We start from the raw sequence: 17,516 nt of genomic DNA, 5'->3' as shown, positions 1-17,516 counted from the left end.
CGTGGCGTCGCAATTCTCGGTCGACCTCGATCACCTCGACCAGATCGTCACCCGCCTGGCCGGACTCGCCGGCTTCATCGGCGACCACCTCACCGATATCGAACAGCGCGTTGCATCATTGCAAGGCTCCGGCTGGGAGGGCGTCGCCGCCCAGGCCTACGACGATGCTCACCGCGAATGGATCAGCGGCGCAAAAGAACTCGTAGACGGTGTCCGCGAGATGAGCGACGCCGCAAAACAGGCCCATACCGGCTACACCCGCGCGCTGGAACTCAATCGGCGCATGCTGCAGAGCGGGCAGTAGATGAATATCGACTGGCAGACTTACTACGAGGCCGCCAAGAAATGCCAGGACCTCGCAACAGAACTACGCAGAGCAGACAAACCCGTCCACGACGCCGTCAAAGACGACTGTAATGGAATGTCCGGCGACGCGAACGGGTGCAAACAGTGGGGCCAGTCCTACGACCAAGCCGCACACCACACCCTGCAAGCCTCCGCCAGCCTCGCCAACGCCCTCACCAACTACGGTGCCGTGCTCTACGCCCAGGGCTTCCACTGGGGCAATTCCAACAAATCCAACCCGCCGCGACCCGACACCCGTCAAGTAGGCGACTACACCGTCAGCCTGCCCACCTCGGTCCCTGCAAACGGCGGACGCGGATTCGACGACCACGGCGGCGTGAAAGCATTCTTCGACAAACTCGTCCTCGAGGTTGCCAACAAATTCGGCAAACTCCCGAATGCCGACGTCGCCAAACTCGACAGAGCGCACACCGCCTGGCGCACCTTCGCCACCCACCAGAGCCTCACCAACGCCGCAGCCGACATCGCCACCATCTCCGCCACGTTCGACGGCATGGACGACGCCACCAATCGGCAACTCATCCAAGATCACTTCGCGACCCTCAAAACCAGCGCCGACAACGTCGCCACCGGCGCCCAGAGCATCGCCACAGCCGCCGGCCAATACCACGACGCCACCGTCTCCTTCGGTCACGACACCGCCAACAAAATCAACTGGCTCGAAGCAGGCATCGCCGCAGCCGCCGTCGCCGGGATAGCCCTCGCCATCTTCACCGTCGGCATGAGTGTCGAAGCTGCCGGAGAAGGCATAGCGGCGGCCGTCACCGCCACCATCGGAGCCATCCAAGAAGCCTTCTCGTCCAGCGCCCTCGTCGAGATCCTCGGCGTCACCACCCTCGCCGTCGGCGCCGTCGCTACCGTCAAAGCCTTCGAAGCCGTCCCTGTCAACGAACTCGAAAAAGACGCCGCCAAACTCGCCGCCATCATCGCCATGAAAGTCATCATCGACGATCACGGTGACGGATCCGGCTCCACGATCGACGATCCAACCCGAGAGATCGCCAAGAACATCGCTGAACACGCAAATGGCCGAGGGCAACAAGGAACCGGCGATCATTTCGTCAAGGGCGTGGCTCCCGAGAATCTCGCCGATTATGTCGAAAAGGTGCTGAACAACGAACTTCCGAACGAGGAAACAAGATATCTGTCCAACGGGCGGATCGCCTATTGGGATCCGGCGACCGGCGCAGTTGTCATCGAAAACGGCAATGGCGGATCGGTCTATACTCCAAAAGATGGGCACGACTATTTCGAACACGAACTCAGGTAACCAACACCTATGCGCGGAGGACATATGAGGCACCAGAAAGCCGAGCGGACGTTCCCTCTGAGTGCAACGGACTTCGGCGTTGCACGGCAGCTGACGTACGAACTTTCGAACGTCGCACAGGACGAGCTTCAAGCCATCGGATGGACCGCTGATACAAAGCAATTCCTCAAAAATCTCATGTATTCGGTTTCTCGCGAATTGGAAGAACCGAAACAGGTACAGTTGACGATTCGAGAGATCGACAACCACACAGCAGCGGAGCTGAATGCGAAACGGCGGTCCGCGGAGCTAAACGATCCTGGAGCGCCGATCACCAGGACTATCCCTGAAAGCATCGTGAATATTTGGCTGACATCGCTCCGCATAGCATGGCAGCACCTCGGGCCTTTAGAGGGCAGGTATCGAACCGGCTACGACGAGCACGAGATAGAAAACGCTCTCGCCGCCGTGGAAGTAATGGCCCATTGATTCGTATACCATCGAATCAGTGTGACCCTACCGCAGGAAAACGCATGTCTGCAGTTGCGAACGTTGAACCGAGCGAGCGGAAATGGTGGTGGTATCGCGTGCCGGCTTCGGGGCCTATTCTGGAGGACCTTGCACGCTGGGACAGCTTCGAAAAGTCATGAATCCCGTGATGGAGCACTTTCTACTTCACGGCATCTCAGACGACTGGGCACCGCTTTCGGAGTTCGAAAAGGCGGTGCGACGCTTCTATCCCGAGAGCTATAGCCGAGAGTTCGTTCTAAAGGTCGTCAGGTACTTCGCCGAGTCAGGACATATTCCCTATACCCACTGAGGAGCCAGCGCCTCTATGACACGCGTATCGACAGTCGATGCCGGGACGCTGCGCGCGCCACAGCCAGAGCGACGTCCTTCGAAGCGCTCGGCAAACCCTGCCGTTTCACTCCGAAACACCAACACTTCACACTATGCTGGCTCGAACACTGAAACCTGTTGCAGTTGTTCGAGAGGAACCCTCATGAAACGGCTTGCCGTCCTCGCCGTCACAGTCGCCGCCCTCGGTATCGCCCCGGCCGGCATCGCCGCCGCTGGGACCGGAATCCCGTTGGAGTACAGCAACACTGACCAGATAACCGCGAACGAGTCTGTCGTCCTGCACACCGGTTCGACCGTGATAGATCTGCTCGCCTACATCGGCGCGGGCTGCATCGGCAGCTGGAGTCCAGCTCCCCCTGCGTACTGCGTCGGATAACTCGGACTCTCCGTCCATCGCCCCGTGAAGTCCACCGTGCGCAGACTGTGTCCGCGATACCTCGGCCGAAGCCTCATCCAAGAGGACACGCGCCCGGCCGCACCGACCTCGCTCCCGCCCGCGGCGCTCTGCGACAATAGGAATGTGAGCACCACCATCAGCCACAGCAGTGGACATCGACTCGGCGACCCGACCGGCGCCGCAACCGGGGCAGCGGCGCTCGCCGCCCGGTAGTTCGATGTCTGACCAGGAAGTACCGGAATCACGATCCGCGCCGAAGACAACCAGGGCGGGGGCACCGAAGGTTGTCCAGCTGCCGCGGCGTCCCCGGCGGGTGGCGGAGGACGCCAAGCCTCCCCGTAAGACGTGGCGTTCAGAGGGCGCCCGTGTCAACGATCCGGCGCCGACCAGGCCCGTCATGCGGTCGGAATTGCAGCGGGAGACCGGGTCGTGGCCGGCGGATGCGAGTACTGCGTGGCATGGTCCCGCAGTGGCTGATACCGGCCCCGCGGTGGCCGATGAAGGTCCCGCATCGGTTCATCCGGGCCCTGCTGACCAGGACGCAAGCGTCGTCGACCTCGACGAATTGCGGCGGAAGCGAGCCGGTGAACGCGCCCCGGCCGCCGGAATCCGGCGCATCGCCAAGCCACGCCGGATCGGCAAAGGTCCTGGTGATCGATCCGGTGTCGAGAGCGGCGACGGCAACCGGGACGAGGCTCATGATTCTCCGTCGACCGACGGGTATACCGGTCGCCACCGCAAGTAGCCCCCGGGTGGCGTGCGACGCGTGAGCCGACGCGCTCGACGCCATTCGCGAGACACTGCCGCAGGGCCGGCCCGCCGATGTGGTGAAGGAATGGTGGGACTCGCCGGCTGTCGATCGACGCAAGCTCGCGACCACGCGAACGATACGTCGATCGACAAGTTCCAGAACAACTGCTGCCCGAATTTCGTTTCCACCACTCTCGCGTCGGCCGGTCTCGATTACAAAGGTACCCTGACCGCCGATTCCGACGGCTGGAACCGCAGCCGGGCGGCGGGAATCAACTTCGATCCGCCGGGCCCTGGCTCCCTGCAGGGACTGAGTCACAGCGATACCTGGTTCAATGCGGAGAAGCAGAAGAATTTCTTCCTGAACAACGGGGCGCAGGAGGTCGGCACCGCCGGTGCGAAACCCGGCGATCTCGTGTATTGGGAGCACACGCAGAACGTCGGCGACTACAAGGCGGGCGAAGCGCACCACACGGCGGTCGTGACCGCAGTCCTTCCCAACGGTGACATCCTCTATTCCCAGCACACCACCAACGGGAAGGATTTCAGCCTGACCGACCGGATCGGATTCTCGAATCAGGACGGCGGACACAGAACGTCCGGATCACTCGGCCGAAGGAGACCTGGTAGTTGAAACGCCCCACGATCGTGTCAGCCGCACTGTTCCTCGCCTGCTTCGCATCTGCCGTTCTCCTCCTTGCGGTTGCCGATCACAAGCTGGATGAGCGGTCCGATGCCCTTCTCGAATCGCATTGTGCGCGAACCATTCCCGTTCCGACGGCCGCCACCGCTTCGAGCTGGGCCGCGACAGTTCTGTTGATCTGTGCTGCCGCGGCGGCAGTGGTGTTCCTCGTGTCCGCCACGCGTTTCTCCTCGACGCCGGCGAAGGTCCTCGGGATCGTTGTCGCGGCCTCGGCGGTGATCATCAGCATCGGTTACGCATTGGTCGTGGGATCGGCACTGCTGCAACCGAATACCGATGAACCGATCTCGCCTCGCTACCATCCGTGCGAAGCGTTCTTCTGACAGGACCTCACCATGACAGACGTCTGCATCGACCCCGCGACGGCGCAACAGGCCGGGGTGGACATCTCCACCAACAGCAACGAATCCCGCACCCGGGTCGAGCAACAATTCGACGAGATCGAACCGGCGCGGCAGGCGAACGAAGGCTGGCAGACCGGGCCCGCGCTCGTCGAGATCGTCAGCGCGCGAACGAGTGTCGACGAACGGTACGCGACCAGTCTCGGTCGAATCGGCAAGGCCGTGGACTCCATGTCCGAATAACAGTGGGTAGTGCGCTCCTCGGCCGAAAACGCCGAGGAGCGTCACTGTGCGAGTCTCACCCCGGCATTGCAGGCTTGTTGTTCAAATTCAGCGGCTCGGTGCGGGGAAATGTCACCGGCAAGGCCGTCAATGCTCGGTGGAACGGGCCGGGGCGCCAGCTCGGGGCGTCGGTGGCGAGCTCGATTTCGGGCAGGGCGTCGAGGAGTTGGTCGATCGCTTCCTGGGCGATCAGGTACGCGATCGACTGGGCGGGGCACGCGTGGGGGCCGATGCCCCAGGCCAGGTGCGACCGGTTGCCGGTCATATCGTCGCTGCGAATCACGGGATCGTTGTTGCAGGCCGACATACTGATCACGACCGGTTGATTGGCGGGGAGCCAGACGTCGTCGATCAGCATCGGCTGGCGGGGGTAGGTGATCAGCAGGTTCGCCAGCGGCGGGTCGTTGAACAGCACCTCGTCCACCGCGTCGCGGGAGGAGAGATTTCCGCCGAGCACACTGCCGCCGAAACGGTCGTCGGTGAGTACCAGCAGCAAGGTGTTGGCGATCAGGTTCAGCTCGAATTCGATTCCGGTGCCGTAGATCTGGGAGACGTGATGCGAGACCTCGGTGTCGTCGAGGCCGGCCGGATGTTGCTGTAGGACCGAGGTGATGTCGTTGCTCGGCGTGGCTCGTTTGAGGCGTACCAGACTCATCAGCGCCTCGCCGAGGATGCGGTTGCCCTGTTCGGCGTCGACGCCTTCGAGCAGCTTCGCCGTACCGGCCGCGACCTGTGCGCCGATCTCCGGTGGGCATCCGAGCATGACGTTCACGAGCTCGAACGCGAGGGGGTAGATGTACTGGGTGATCAGTTCCGCCTGGCCGTCCTGGCAGAAGCTGTTGATCAGGGGAAGCGTGGCCTTTTCGACCGCCGCGCGCAGCGAGTGCAGATCGACCGCGTCGATACCGGCGGTGATGGCCTCACGGTAGCGGTGGAAATCGGCGCCGGAACTTCGGCTGGCCATCGGACGCCATTCCAGCAGCGGGAGGATCGGGCAGTCCGACGGCACCGTCTGCTGCCACACGCGCGGGTCCGCGGGAAAGTGTTCGGGATCGTTCAGGATGCGCACCGCCGTGCGATAGCCGATCACCAGGGTTGCCGGCACGCCCGGCGCCAGCTCGACGGGTGCGAGTGAGCCGTATCTGCTGCGCATTTCGCGGTAGACCCGATGCGGGTCGTCGGAGAAATCCGGGGTGTACAACGGGACGCGCGGACCGTCGGAACTCGTCGGCGAGCCGTGGGCAACGGGACACATCGTCGGGCGGGTCGGGAACTGCGACGTAGTCATCAACCACTCCAGTTGTCGTATCGCGCGCCGTGTCGAACTGCGTGAGGGGATATCGCGCGCGTCGAAGGCTGCGCTGGCCGCACCCGGACGACCCTGGCCGGGGCGACCATCGGCAGCACGATGATCATTCGTGGTACAGCGTTGGTGCGTCAGACGCCGAGGGCGCCCAGGGAATCGTTGTCGTCGATGGCGGTGGTGATGCGCCGTAACAGCGTCAGGCAGGTTTCGTTCGACTGCATCTTGGGCTGGTAACTCGCGCGTCCGATGGTGAAAGCCCATGCGGCGTAGGCGAACATCGACTGCTGGCGGTAGAGCAACCAGGCGTCGTCGAAGGCCGGTGGCTTACCACCGGCCTCCCCCAGTTCGTCCAGATACGCCGCGAGCAGGTCCTTGTCCCACACCCGGCGGTCTTCCGGCTCGCATCCGGAGTTGACGGTGTAGGCGAAATCGTGTGCCCACCCACCTCGCATGACGACCTGCCAGTCCACGAAGCCCATGCGGCCGGCGCTGGTGACGTAGGTCTGCCCGATGTGGGGATCGCCGTGCAGCAACGTCGGCGGAACCTCCTCGGTCGCGATGGCCACCGCCCGCTCGACACCGGCCCACAACCGTTCGCTGCTGCCGTGCAGGGCCGGCGGAACGACCTCCTCCGCGCGGCGAAGGCCCACCTCGCACCGCTTCTTCATATCGATCGCGGAGAGGTACACGTCGAGCATGTACGCCGGAGTGTTGAGAGCGTCGATCGCCTCGGATTCCCAGAAGGTGCCGTGCAGGCGGGCGAGATTGCGGACCAGATCCTCGGCTTGGTCGCGGGTGATCGAGGCGGTGGGCTCGCTGAACACGGCGCCGCGGGTCGCGGCGATGTCCTCCATCAGCGCGATCGACCGCCAGGACGCCGGGTCGGACGCACCCCAGTATCCGATCGGCGCCTCGATGTCGACGGCGGGCCGGAAGTCGCGGAAGAACCGGGTTTCCCCGTCGATCATCTTTCCGCCGCCGAGCAGTATTCGCTGGCTGAAACTGGTGGTGGTCTTGGCGAACAACCGGGTCGGCAGCTGCGCCTGGGTTCCCGCCTCGTTGTATTCGACCCGGATCGCGACCCTCGTCGAGGTACCGCTACTGCCGTTGGCGGTCTCGAAGTCCGTCACCTCGGCGCCGGGAACATCGCGGCACAGCACCGCGGTCAGCCATTCGGGGGTGACATGGTCTCCGGAGATCGGTACGTCGGTCAGGGAGCGCGATCTCGGCCCGCGAATCTTCTCACCCAGCATCCGGGTCCCGACGGTGACAGAACGACCGAGCAACCAGAGCTTGTGATTCACGCACGTATCTCGATTCCACTGTAAGACAACGATTATCCGAGCGAACCGGCGCCCTCACCGATCCGACGCCAGAAGCACAGTACCTTACAGCACTCGAAAGCATTGCAAGACAATAAAATACCAATTGCCTCAATTCTTCGATACCACATGCGGGCAGGCGGGATGGAGTTACTCGCCGGTATCTCAAAGGTGGCTGAGCGCGCTCTCCGGCCATTCGAAACAGACTGTGCGGCAGGTATTTCGACGCGAATCGCCCCACAACGTGATCACGACCGCCGACTGGCGTTCCGGGAATCGGCCTGTTACATTGTCCGGTTCACCTCACTCCGGGGCCCCGCCGAGGCCCGCGGGGTCACGGCCGTCGGCCATGACCAGCAGTGCGATGAAGGCGAGTGGCGCGATCGTCTGATAACCGATCCAGAGCTCGCCGGCCGTTCGGTTGCCCTGCCATGCCAGCAGCAGCGCGACGACGGTCACGATCGACCAGCCGCTGTCGTAGCCGATCATGAGCCGCATATATGTACTCACCGCGCGGCTGCGCAGGTAGGCGAGTTCACTGCCGCCGGCGACGAGCAGGGCTGCGGCGCAGGCGATCAGCAGCCAGGCGGCGACGCCGAGTCGATGACTCAGCGATTCGACACCGACGATGTAGACGACGGCGAGCAGTATTTTGACGGCGCCGTCGGCAAGAATGCCGACGGCTTGCCCGGTAATCGGCGGCAAGGGAGTGCGAATCATCGTTACCTCTCGATGCGGCGTCACACGACGGGGTCGACACGAAAAACCGCGCATCGGCTCGCCGCGTCGGCGAAGCTGTCCGGTGAACCGGAATCGACCAGGCCGTTTCTGACGAATGCCTGTGCACCCCTCGGGTTTTGCACAGGGAAGGCGCGCAGCAGGGGTCCGCGATGCTGCTCGGGCACTTCGATCAGCTCGACGGTCCTTGACCTGCGGCCGCGCGCGAGGACGCCGCGTCCGGCGGCTCGGGCATTCTCGACCCAATCGGCGTCGGGGTACGCCTGCACGAGGTACTGGACGCCGTCCAGCTGTATCGGGGCGACGGGAGTGGTTCGAGGATTTCCCGTCGAACGACCCGCCACGGTGAGCAGGTGAATGGGGCCGAACGGCAGGCCGATGCGATGGGCGAGTACGACGACGCGATTGCGGATATCGCGTCGCGCGGAGGGTGACCGGTGCGGATTTTCCCGCATCCGCCGGATATCGTCGTCGGCCGAGGTGAATCCGACCACCGCGACGATCACCAGAATGAATGCGGCTACGGCACAACCGGTTCGGGCGAAATGAAACAATTCCCAGCGTCGCAGGATTTCGGCGTAATCCGCGGGCGGGGTGCCCACCACCCATCGTTTGATCTGCTGGTTGATCGGCACATTCCCGAATCGCGTCACCAGGAACGAGAGGAACACCAGCACCGTGGCACACGCGGCGACCCGGCGCCGCCCTCCGCGCGATTGCGCCGCGAGCACCAGGGTGCCGAGCACGGCCAGCGCCATCAGCGATTGCATCACCGGACCGTTGACTCGCATGAGCGCGACGTGAAACGTGAACCGCACCTCGAGGGGCACTTCGCGAAACGCGTACAGCACGTTGACGGCGCCGTAGCCGAACGCTCCGGCCAGGAGACCGGGGAACAGGAGTGCGGCTCCCCGGACGGACTTCGACAGCATCGAGACTCCCATCGGAATAACGCAACATCGAGTTGCGATATGGTCAGGATGCCCGCCCATCCGCGATATCGCAACTAGGAGTTGCAATGAGTTCGTCCGCGCCCTTGGGACGTGGGCCGAAGGTCCGCGCCGCCGTGCTCGCCGCCACCGTCGACGAGCTGAGCGAACGGGGATACGCCGCGTTCACGATCGACAACGTCGCCCAGCGCACCGGAGTGCACAAGACCACCGTGTACCGGCGGTGGCCCGATCGCGACAGCCTGATCGCCGAGGCGCTGGCCGAGAGTGTCGCGACGGAAATCCCCATTCCCGATACCGGGTCGGTCGACGAGGATCTCCGCGCACTCGCGCGCAGCCTCGTCGCGTGGTCCACCAGCGCCTCCGGCCGGGCCATTCTGGCGGTGATGGTGTCCACCGCGGCGGGCCTGCCCGCACCCCCGAACTCCGCACGGCACGTCTTCCGCGATCGGATTCGGCAAACGCTGCCGGTCGTGACGCGGGCGGTCGCGCGCGGGGAGCTACCCGAGGGCACCGATCCGGCGGAAATGATCAAAACGCTTGTGGCGCCGATCTATTTCCGTGTGCTGATCACCGGGGAGCGGGTGGACGACAGTACCGCCGATGCCGCCGCGAGAGTGGCGCTGACGGGCGCGCGCGCCGGTCTGTTCGCCGGACCCAGCCGGTCCCTGTGAGGGCCGGGGCGATCACGTATCGGACTCCGGCATCGCGTCATCTCGCCCGGGTGGTGTGAGGCCCCATGCGGCCAGCCGCAGATGGGTTTCGTCGTTGCGCCACTGCGTAATCGAGGCATTGGGCACGGGCGGCGGAGCGTCGAGGGGCGTCGCTCCGACACCGGCCAGGACGTGGGCGGCGGTGACGACGACCGCGTCGTGGGCGACGATCAGAATCCGCTCGGCGGTGGTCCGGTCGAGTTCGCTGAGCAGATCACGCATACGTAGGGCGACATCGGCCACCGATTCTCCGCCCGGCGGACGATAGAACCAGTCGCCGAGGCGGGCGCGGCGCTCGTACTCCTGCGGGGCGCGGCGCCGAATGGCTTGCGGCGTATGCAATTCGAAGATCCCCATCTCACGATCACGGCAGCGTTCGTCGGTCACCGCGGGTACGGCGCCGGACCCTGCGGTGATGCCGTCGGCGGTGCGCGCCATCGTCGCCCAGGTCTGCTGGGCACGCACATACGGTGAGCACACCACCAATTGCGGCGCCCGGTCCGGGGCCAGGCCGGCCAACCACCGTCCGAGCCCAGCGGCTTGCTCGTACCCCGTGGGCGTCAACTCGACGTCGGAGTCGCTGCCAGGGAAAGGGTCGTCGGCACCGGCGCTGAAAGCGGCATTGGCTCGGCTTTCACCGTGGCGGACGATCCAGAGGTCGCGTATGCGATATCGCGGCGGAATCGCGGCCGAGGGAACGGACGGGAATGCGCTCGACGGGTCGGGACCACCCATTGCCGTCATCCGATCCTCCCTTCGGTCCCGCTGCGCGACCAGGATGCGCGTGTCCGGCGGAGTGTGTTCACGGGTTCGTTCCAGCATGCCCGACCGGCCGGGTGATTCAGCGTGTCGCGCCGATCGAGAAGACGATGTCGATCAGGCGGGTGAAGCGGGTGGTCAGGTCGTCGGCCGATTCTTCGGGATGTGCACGTGCCCAGGCCATTACCGCGTCGACCGCGGCGGTCCAGATGCCGGCGAGCGCTTCGATATCGCGTTCGTCGGTGTCGCCCAGGGCGTCGAGGAACCGGCGCACGCCCGAGTCGGCGTGTGCGGCGATTCGGTTGCGGTAGCCGTGCACGAGATCCGCTACCGCGCCGGACGCCGGTGCGGTCGGGTCGTGGATGATCCGCCAGGCGGTGCGGTCGGGGCCGAGGGTGTCGAAGAGGCCGCGCAGCGCGTTACCCGGCATCGCGAAAGGTGCTGTGGTGGAGCTCATTTCGTCGTCGAGGCGTTCCAGGAGTGGGTCGGCCAGGGCGGTCAGGCATTCCGCGTAGAGCTGGTCCTTCGAGGTGAAGTGCTGGTAGACCAGCGCCTTGGAGATGCCCGCGCGCCCGGCGATGGACACCATCGATACGGCGGCGAACCCGCGTTCGGCGAACTCGCGCATGGCGGCGACCAGGATCTCCTCGCGGCGGTCCTGCGCGGGCATGCCCTTGGTTCCGAGTCCGGCGGCCGTTGACATGGGCCCGAACTTACCCTACGGTCACTTCCATTGAAGTGACCGTAGGGTCATATAGTCGTTCCGGAGAGTGCCTGCGATGACCCTGTGGGAACAGATCAACCAGCCGGTGACCTACGCGGTGCCGTTCTTCGTGCTCGCGATGGTGTTGGAGATCGCCGCGCTGCGCGGTCACGCCGAGGATCGCACCGGCTACGACGTGACCGACGCGCGAACCAGCCTGACCATGGGTTTCGTCTCACTGTTCATCAGCGGTGCCGCGAAATTCGCCGCACTCGTCGGCTACGCCGTGCTGTACGTGCATGCGCCGTGGCAGGTCGATCCGCGCAATCCGCTGTCGTGGCTCGCGGTCATGCTCGCGGTCGATCTGCTCTGGTACGCCTATCACCGTCTCGCGCATCGCGTCCGGGTCGTGTGGGCGGCGCATCAGGTGCACCACAACAGCCGGTACTTCAACTACGCGACGGCATTGCGCCAGAAGTGGAATCCGTGGTTCGAGCTGTTGGCCTGGGTACCGCTGCCGCTCCTGGGCGTGCCGCCGTGGATGATCTTCACGGCCTGGTCGTTCAACCTGATCTACCAGTTCTGGGTGCACACCGAGACCATCGGGAAGCTGCCCCGCTGGTTCGAATTCGTCTTCAACACGCCGTCCCATCACCGCGTGCACCATGCCAGCGATCGCGAGTATCTGGACCGCAACTACGGCGGCATCCTGATCCTGTGGGACCGCATGTTCGGCACCTTCCGCGCCGAAACCTTCCGCCCCACCTACGGGCTCACGAAGAACATCGACAGCTCGAACGTCCTCACGCTCCAGTACTACGAATTCGGCGCGTTGTGGCGAGACCTGCGCTCCACCAAGCGAATTCGCGAATGGGCCGGATACCTGTTCGGCCCGCCCGGATGGGAGCCCGGCGTCGCGCGCACGGGCAACATCGGCGATCCGCTACGGCCACACTGACCGCGCCGGAATCGACTCCGGGCGCCAGCCGTCACGCCGAGCCAGGCCGGCGGCGCTCCCGGTCATCCCAGTGCAGCGCTCGCCGCTCGCAGTTCGTCGAGCGCTGAAAGAACATGTCGCGCAAGCTCGTCCGAGGCCTCCCGCTCCCCCTCCGACCATTCGGCGAACCCACGCTTGAAGGCGAGGACGCCGAATTCGCTCGCGAGCGCCGCGGTCGCGTCCGGCACTCCGCGCGTGATCAGCGCCTCGGTCATCGCAGCGGCCAATCCGACACTTTTGAGCGCGTCGCGCTCTTGCAGTTCGGCGCTGGCGGCGACGGCGGCCTTCAGCCGGGGAGCGAGCTCGCGATTCATCGGACCCATTGCCGCCGAAGCGCGTTCGAGTCCGGCCGCCACCGCCTCGAGGGGGCCGGCATCCGCGGGCGCTTCCGCTATTCCCTCGGCCAGTAGCCGGCTCAGCGTCTCCTGACCGGCCACCAGCAGTTCGCGCTTGTCCGGGAAGTGCCGGAAGAAGGTGCTTTTCGTGACGCCGGCACGCTCGGCGATCTGCGCGACCGTCGTCGCGTCGTATCCCTGCTCGGTGAACAGGTCGACCGCGGCGACGACAAGGCGTTCTCGTGCGCCCGGTTCCCATCGACCCATGGGTTCATCATAAGTGATGGGACAAAAGTCCCGTCGCAGTGGTAGCGTGATGAGACAAAGGTCCCATCACTGAGGAGTCATCCATGCGCGTATTCGTCACCGGCGGCACCGGGCTGATCGGTACCGCGGTCGTCGCCGAACTGCTCGGCAACGGCCACACCGTGCTCGCGCTCGCCCGTTCCGACGCCTCCGCCGCCGCCGCCGAGGCCGCCGGGGCCGAAGCACTGCGCGGCGGTCTCGGCGACCTCGACGTCCTGCGGGCCGGTGTCGCCCAGGCCGAGGGCGTGATTCACCTGGCATTCGGCAACAACTTCAGCAGCGCTGAGGCATTGGCCGCCACGGTCGCCGAGGAAAGTGCTGCCCTGGCGACCATGGGCGAGGCACTCATCGGCACCGACCGCCCATTCGTCACGGTCTCGGGGACGCCCCGCGCCGCGGGCCGGGCCGCCACCGAAGCCGACCCGGTGCCGACCGACGGGCCCGTGGGTGGTCGCGGACGGGCGGTCACGGCCGTCCTGGATCTGGCATCGCGCGGGGTCCGGAGCACGGCCGTGCGGATGCCGCGCACGGTGCACAACGAGGGCAGGGGCGGATTCGCCGGCCTGCTGACCAACATCGCCCGCCGGACCGGGGTCTCGGGCTACCCGGGCGACGGCACCCAGCGCTGGCCCGCCGTGCACGCGCTGGACGCGGCGGTCCTGTTCCGGCTCGCCCTCGAGCGCGCGGAAGCCGGCACCTGCTGGCACGCCGTGGCCGACGAGGGCGACCGAGTACGGGACATCGCGGAGGTCATGGGCGGCAACTGAACCTGCCGGTCGAATCGGTGCCCGCGGACACGTACGAACCGCTCGGCCCGATCTTCGCTGCGGATCAGCCCGCGTCCAGCGCGCATACCCGCGAGGTCCTCGGCTGGGAACCGAAGCATCCCGGCCTGCTGGAGGACCTGACGAATATCCGACCGTGATCGATTGCGGCGGCGGCCGGGTCGGTTACCGTGCCAGGGGTGACCGACCGTATTCGTCCGCCCTATGTGGTCGTGATGGGAGTCTCCGGCACCGGCAAATCGACGGTCGGCCGTCTGCTCGCCGACCGGCTCGGTATCCCGTTCGCGGATGCGGACGACCTCCACTCACCCGCCAATATCGCGAAGATGTCCGCTGGTATTGCGCTGACGGATGAGGATCGCGCACCCTGGCTGGCGGCGGTGGGGCGCTGGTTGCACGATCGGATGGGCGCGGAGACCGGCGGTGTGATCGCGTGCTCGGCGCTGAAACGCAGTTATCGCGACACCTTGCGGACTGCCGCGCCCGGGGTCTTCTTCGTGCATCTGACCGCGGATCGCGAGGAATTGCTCGCGCGCGTGACCGGCCGCCGGGGTCACTACATGCCCGTCGCCCTCGTCGATTCGCAATTGCAGACGCTCGAGCCGCTGGACGCCGCCGAGCGCGGTGCGGTTCTCCGCACCGATCGGGCACCGGAAGTCCTCGCAGGGCATGCCGCCGCGCTGCTCGCGCCGAACCCGCGCTAGCAGGCCCGGCGCGGTCATCGGCGGTCGCTGTCTCGGTGATCGGGAGATGCGCCCTGGCGTGCGACCCGGAGTTCTAGCTTCGATCCGTGCCGCGCAACCAGACCTTTCCCCATCTGCTCGCCCCCGGGACCATCGGCCCGATGACCGTCCCCAATCGCGTCGTTCTGCCCGCGATGGATATGAACCTCTGCGAGGACGGGGAGATCGAGCAGGGCGATATCGATCATTTCGTCGCCCGCGCGGCCGGCGGGACCGGGCTGATCATCACCGGATGCTGTGCCGTCGCCTATCCGGTGGGCTGTGCGAGCACCAAGGAACCCGGGCTGTCCGAAGATCGGTTCATTCCCGGTCTCCGCGCGCTCGCGGACGCGGTACATGCCGCGGGCAGCACATTGTGTGTGCAGATGACGCACCACGGGAAGATCGCCCGAATCGATACCGTGCAGGGGCGGCCGCTGCTGGTTCCGTCGGCGCCGCGCGGATCGGCCGATATGTCGGCGCTGGCCGACAACACTCCGGAAGAACTGCAGAAGCTGGCGGCTGTCACGGGCGGTAAGCAGGCCACCTATCGCGAAGCCACGCAGGACGATATCGATTGGGTCGTGCGGTGTTTCGCGGAGGCCGCGGGGCGGGTGAAGGCAGCCGGTGGCGACGCCGTCGAAATTCATTGCGCGCACGGGTACATACTCGGCGGCTTTCTGAGCCAGGCGGACAACAAGCGGACCGACGACTACGGTGGCTCGCTGGTGAATCGGGCGCGGTTGGCGGTCGAGGTGATTCGCGCGGTGAAGGCGGAGGTCGGCGATGCGCTGGCGATTCTGGTGCGGATCGCGGGGCGGGAATTCGGTGAGGACGATGCGCTGACCACCGAGGAGGCGAAGCAGGCGTCGGCGCTGTTCGAGGCGGCCGGCGCGGACGCCATTCATGTCACCGGCTGGGGCCGAAACCCGTTCTCCAACTTCACCGATGGGCCGCTCCCCGACCGCGTCGGCGCCTACACGGAATTGGCGGGCGAGGTGAAGAAGGCCGTCTCGATTCCCGTGATCACTGTCGGCCGGGTGTTGCCGGAGATCGGTGAGAAGGTCATCGCCGAGGGGAAGGCTGATTTCGCGGCGATGGGACGGCAATTGCTCGCCGACCCGGAACTGGTGAACAAACTGCGTGCCGGGACACCGCAGAACGTTCGGCCCTGCATCAATTGCTATGTGTGCGTTCAGGAGAATTTCTGGGACGACACCCCGCTGTGTGCGGTGAACCCGGCACTCGGCGACGAGAACGTCCTTCCGTTGGTTCGCGCCACGACATCGAAACGGATCGTCGTGGTCGGGGCCGGGCCCGGCGGGCTCGAGGTCGCGCGTCTCGCCGCCGAGCGCGGACACCGAGTCACGGTGCTGGACAAGGCGGATCGCCTCGGAGGCACCCTCTGGTTCTCCAGTCTGACCACGCCCGACAACGAGCGCCTGCTGAACTGGCTGAAGGGTCGAGTGGAGCAACTCGATATCGATATCCGGTTGCAGACCGAGGCGACCGTGCCGTTGATCCAAGCGCTGAATCCCGACGTGGTCGTCGTGGCCACCGGGGCGGTGCGCGACCGGCCGGCGGTTCCCGGCAGCGAACTGCCGCACGTGCATACCGGTGATACGTTGCGCGCCCTGATGACCGGCGTCGGCGACGTGTCCCGGGTACCACCGTTGCTGCGCACCGTCGCGAAGCTGGGCAAGGTTTCCGGCATCACGAAGAGCCCCGCCGCGATCCGATCGGTGACGCGCAGATTCCTCCCGATGGGCAAGAACGTGGTCGTAATCGGCGGTTCGCTTGTCGGACTGGAACTTTCGGAGTTCCTGGCCGAACGCGGACGCGCGGTGACATTACTCGAGGAAGGTCAGCAGCTGGGTGTGCCGATGGCGATGCCTCGGCGGTGGACCGCCGTTCGGCATGCGGGCGAGGCGGGCGTCACCATTCACCGGCACGCGACCGTACAGCGAATCACCGAGCGGCACGTGGAGTTCCGCGTCGGCGACCGGACGTCGACCGCGGCGGCGGACATGGTGGTGGTCGCGTCGGGTGTTTCCGCACAAGCGCCCCTGGCCGATGCGCTGGCGGGGCTGGTTCCCGAGGTGCACGTCGTGGGTGACGCCGGATCGGTCGACTACATCGAGGGCGCGATCCACTCGGCCTGGAAAGTCGCGGCAGCGCTGTAGACGCGCGGCGCGGTCATGCCGGCGTCGGAGCAGCCACAGCCGGGAACCGAAGACCGGCCAACTCCTCGGAGGCCGCCCAGATCCGGCGCGCGTCGTCCTCACTGCGCAGGCGCGCATACAGCTCCCGCTCGGCCGGCGGGCCGGACAAATGGCGGAACCCGCTCGGGCCGTAGAGACGGCCGCCTTCGGCATCGGGCGACGTCACCCCGGCGAGATCGGGGTCAGAGTCGCAGGAGTTTCCTCACCCCCCAGCGCATTCCACGCCCGATGCCGACCAGGAACACCACGATCGCCGCCGCGCCGAGTGCGCAGCGCAGCCAGTACGCCGCGCCGACCGGGGCCTCACCCATGGCCGCGTGCAGGCCGTTCTGCCACGCCGCGGCGCGCACGACGACCGCCGTCACCACGAATCCGCAGAGCAGCAGGATCGGGACGCGGTGGCGGCCGAAGCGCTCGTCGATATCGAAACGCCAGCGGCCCAGCGTCATTCGCACCAAACCGGCCACTCCGATGGCGAGTGCCACCGGCACACCGGTCACGATGGCCTGGGATACCGAGGTGCGCGGCAGGACGGCCGGAAGCAGCGACATCACGACAGCGAGGGTGACGGCGACGACCGTATCGATGCGCGGGCGCACGTGGAGGGACCGATGCCGGCGCGGCTTCGTCGTCGCGTCGGCCCGTGGGGTTGTGCTCTGCACTGTCATCGCTGTCACCCGGCGGCACCGGCTTCCGCGATGGCGTTGGG

At 65.9% G+C, this 17,516-nt stretch carries 20 protein-coding genes and 1 pseudogene; 12 read left to right on the top strand and 9 right to left on the bottom strand.

Features of this window, described 5'->3' with window-relative positions; translation table 11 throughout:
- Position 1 precedes the first annotated feature (1 nt).
- The 4 genes from ON23_RS31995 to ON23_RS31980 all read left to right on the top strand — a co-directional run bounded on the left by ON23_RS31995 (position 2) and on the right by ON23_RS31980 (position 2,852).
- Positions 2 to 304, top strand: a complete 303-nt coding sequence (locus ON23_RS31995) for a WXG100 family type VII secretion target (RefSeq protein WP_039782959.1) — start codon at positions 2 to 4, stop codon at positions 302 to 304.
- Positions 305 to 1,636: a hypothetical protein gene (locus ON23_RS31990; protein WP_051043633.1), complete on the top strand. Its 1,332-nt coding sequence runs from the start codon at positions 305 to 307 to the stop codon at positions 1,634 to 1,636.
- 24 nt (positions 1,637 to 1,660) lie between these two features.
- Positions 1,661 to 2,104 carry a hypothetical protein gene (locus ON23_RS31985; protein WP_143860573.1) on the top strand — a complete coding sequence of 148 codons (444 nt, stop codon included), beginning with the start codon at positions 1,661 to 1,663 and terminating at the stop codon, positions 2,102 to 2,104.
- 514 nt (positions 2,105 to 2,618) lie between these two features.
- Positions 2,619 to 2,852, top strand: a complete 234-nt coding sequence (locus ON23_RS31980; protein ID WP_039782956.1) for a hypothetical protein — start codon at positions 2,619 to 2,621, stop codon at positions 2,850 to 2,852.
- Between the two features lie 373 nt (positions 2,853 to 3,225).
- Here ON23_RS31980 and ON23_RS38270 read toward each other — a convergent pair whose 3' ends face one another.
- Positions 3,226 to 3,573, bottom strand: coding sequence for a hypothetical protein (locus ON23_RS38270; protein WP_157170350.1), 348 nt, complete (start codon positions 3,571 to 3,573; stop codon positions 3,226 to 3,228).
- A gap of 135 nt (positions 3,574 to 3,708) precedes the next feature.
- Here ON23_RS38270 and ON23_RS31970 point away from each other — a divergent pair, with 135 nt between their 5' ends.
- Genes ON23_RS31970 through ON23_RS31960 form a run of 3 tightly spaced genes read left to right on the top strand, consistent with a single transcriptional unit; the run spans position 3,709 to position 4,910 of the window.
- Positions 3,709 to 4,257: an amidase domain-containing protein gene (locus tag ON23_RS31970; protein WP_039782954.1), complete on the top strand. Its 549-nt coding sequence runs from the start codon at positions 3,709 to 3,711 to the stop codon at positions 4,255 to 4,257.
- Positions 4,254 to 4,649, top strand: a complete 396-nt coding sequence (locus tag ON23_RS38265) for a hypothetical protein (protein WP_094028031.1) — start codon at positions 4,254 to 4,256, stop codon at positions 4,647 to 4,649. The genes ON23_RS31970 and ON23_RS38265 overlap by 4 nt, the downstream gene beginning before the upstream one ends.
- A gap of 12 nt (positions 4,650 to 4,661) precedes the next feature.
- Entirely contained in the window at positions 4,662 to 4,910 is a 249-nt protein-coding gene (locus ON23_RS31960) for a hypothetical protein (protein ID WP_039782949.1), read from the top strand.
- A 55-nt stretch (positions 4,911 to 4,965) separates the two neighbouring features.
- Here ON23_RS31960 and ON23_RS31955 read toward each other — a convergent pair whose 3' ends face one another.
- The 4 genes from ON23_RS31955 to ON23_RS39505 form a co-directional block, all read right to left on the bottom strand.
- Positions 4,966 to 6,237, bottom strand: a complete 1,272-nt coding sequence (locus tag ON23_RS31955; RefSeq protein ID WP_039782947.1) for a cytochrome P450 family protein — start codon at positions 6,235 to 6,237, stop codon at positions 4,966 to 4,968.
- A 149-nt stretch (positions 6,238 to 6,386) separates the two neighbouring features.
- Complete coding sequence (locus ON23_RS31950; protein ID WP_039782946.1) at positions 6,387 to 7,559, bottom strand: aminoglycoside phosphotransferase family protein; 1,173 nt, start codon at positions 7,557 to 7,559, stop codon at positions 6,387 to 6,389.
- Between the two features lie 321 nt (positions 7,560 to 7,880).
- Positions 7,881 to 8,297, bottom strand: coding sequence for a hypothetical protein (locus ON23_RS31945; RefSeq protein ID WP_039782945.1), 417 nt, complete (start codon positions 8,295 to 8,297; stop codon positions 7,881 to 7,883).
- 20 nt (positions 8,298 to 8,317) lie between these two features.
- Positions 8,318 to 9,247 carry a nitroreductase/quinone reductase family protein gene (locus ON23_RS39505; RefSeq protein ID WP_244969785.1) on the bottom strand — a complete coding sequence of 310 codons (930 nt, stop codon included), beginning with the start codon at positions 9,245 to 9,247 and terminating at the stop codon, positions 8,318 to 8,320.
- 86 nt (positions 9,248 to 9,333) lie between these two features.
- Here ON23_RS39505 and ON23_RS31930 point away from each other — a divergent pair, with 86 nt between their 5' ends.
- Complete coding sequence (locus ON23_RS31930; RefSeq protein WP_051043632.1) at positions 9,334 to 9,939, top strand: TetR/AcrR family transcriptional regulator; 606 nt, start codon at positions 9,334 to 9,336, stop codon at positions 9,937 to 9,939.
- A 12-nt stretch (positions 9,940 to 9,951) separates the two neighbouring features.
- Here ON23_RS31930 and ON23_RS31925 read toward each other — a convergent pair whose 3' ends face one another.
- Both ON23_RS31925 and ON23_RS31920 read right to left on the bottom strand, forming a co-directional pair.
- Positions 9,952 to 10,722: a histidine phosphatase family protein gene (locus ON23_RS31925; protein ID WP_244969786.1), complete on the bottom strand. Its 771-nt coding sequence runs from the start codon at positions 10,720 to 10,722 to the stop codon at positions 9,952 to 9,954.
- Between the two features lie 97 nt (positions 10,723 to 10,819).
- Positions 10,820 to 11,440, bottom strand: coding sequence for a TetR/AcrR family transcriptional regulator (locus tag ON23_RS31920; RefSeq protein WP_039782944.1), 621 nt, complete (start codon positions 11,438 to 11,440; stop codon positions 10,820 to 10,822).
- 76 nt (positions 11,441 to 11,516) lie between these two features.
- Here ON23_RS31920 and ON23_RS31915 point away from each other — a divergent pair, with 76 nt between their 5' ends.
- The gene (locus ON23_RS31915) at positions 11,517 to 12,398 is read left to right on the top strand and encodes a sterol desaturase family protein (protein ID WP_039782943.1); all 882 of its coding nucleotides are present in this window, start codon (positions 11,517 to 11,519) and stop codon (positions 12,396 to 12,398) included.
- A gap of 62 nt (positions 12,399 to 12,460) precedes the next feature.
- Here the strand turns inward: ON23_RS31915 and ON23_RS31910 are convergent, their stop codons facing one another.
- Entirely contained in the window at positions 12,461 to 13,039 is a 579-nt protein-coding gene (locus tag ON23_RS31910; RefSeq protein ID WP_039782942.1) for a TetR/AcrR family transcriptional regulator, read from the bottom strand.
- 83 nt (positions 13,040 to 13,122) lie between these two features.
- On the opposite strand from ON23_RS31910, the pseudogene ON23_RS31905 reads away from it, so the two are divergent.
- The 3 genes and pseudogenes from ON23_RS31905 (at position 13,123) to ON23_RS31895 (ending at position 16,768) form a co-directional block, all read left to right on the top strand.
- Positions 13,123 to 14,003: pseudogene (locus tag ON23_RS31905) on the top strand (NAD-dependent epimerase/dehydratase family protein).
- A 75-nt stretch (positions 14,004 to 14,078) separates the two neighbouring features.
- Positions 14,079 to 14,567, top strand: coding sequence for a gluconokinase (locus tag ON23_RS31900; protein ID WP_039782969.1), 489 nt, complete (start codon positions 14,079 to 14,081; stop codon positions 14,565 to 14,567).
- 86 nt (positions 14,568 to 14,653) lie between these two features.
- A complete protein-coding gene (locus ON23_RS31895; protein WP_039782940.1) occupies positions 14,654 to 16,768 on the top strand; it encodes an oxidoreductase in 2,115 nt (704 codons plus the stop codon).
- A gap of 221 nt (positions 16,769 to 16,989) precedes the next feature.
- Here ON23_RS31895 and ON23_RS31890 read toward each other — a convergent pair whose 3' ends face one another.
- Entirely contained in the window at positions 16,990 to 17,475 is a 486-nt protein-coding gene (locus ON23_RS31890; RefSeq protein ID WP_083904369.1) for an alpha/beta-hydrolase N-terminal domain-containing protein, read from the bottom strand.
- Positions 17,476 to 17,516 lie beyond the last annotated feature (41 nt).

Origin of the sequence: Nocardia cerradoensis NBRC 101014, assembly GCF_000308535.1 — a bacterium.
Classification (GTDB): Bacteria; Actinomycetota; Actinomycetes; order Mycobacteriales; family Mycobacteriaceae; genus Nocardia; species Nocardia cerradoensis.
This window is presented reverse-complemented; position numbering and strand designations above follow the sequence as displayed.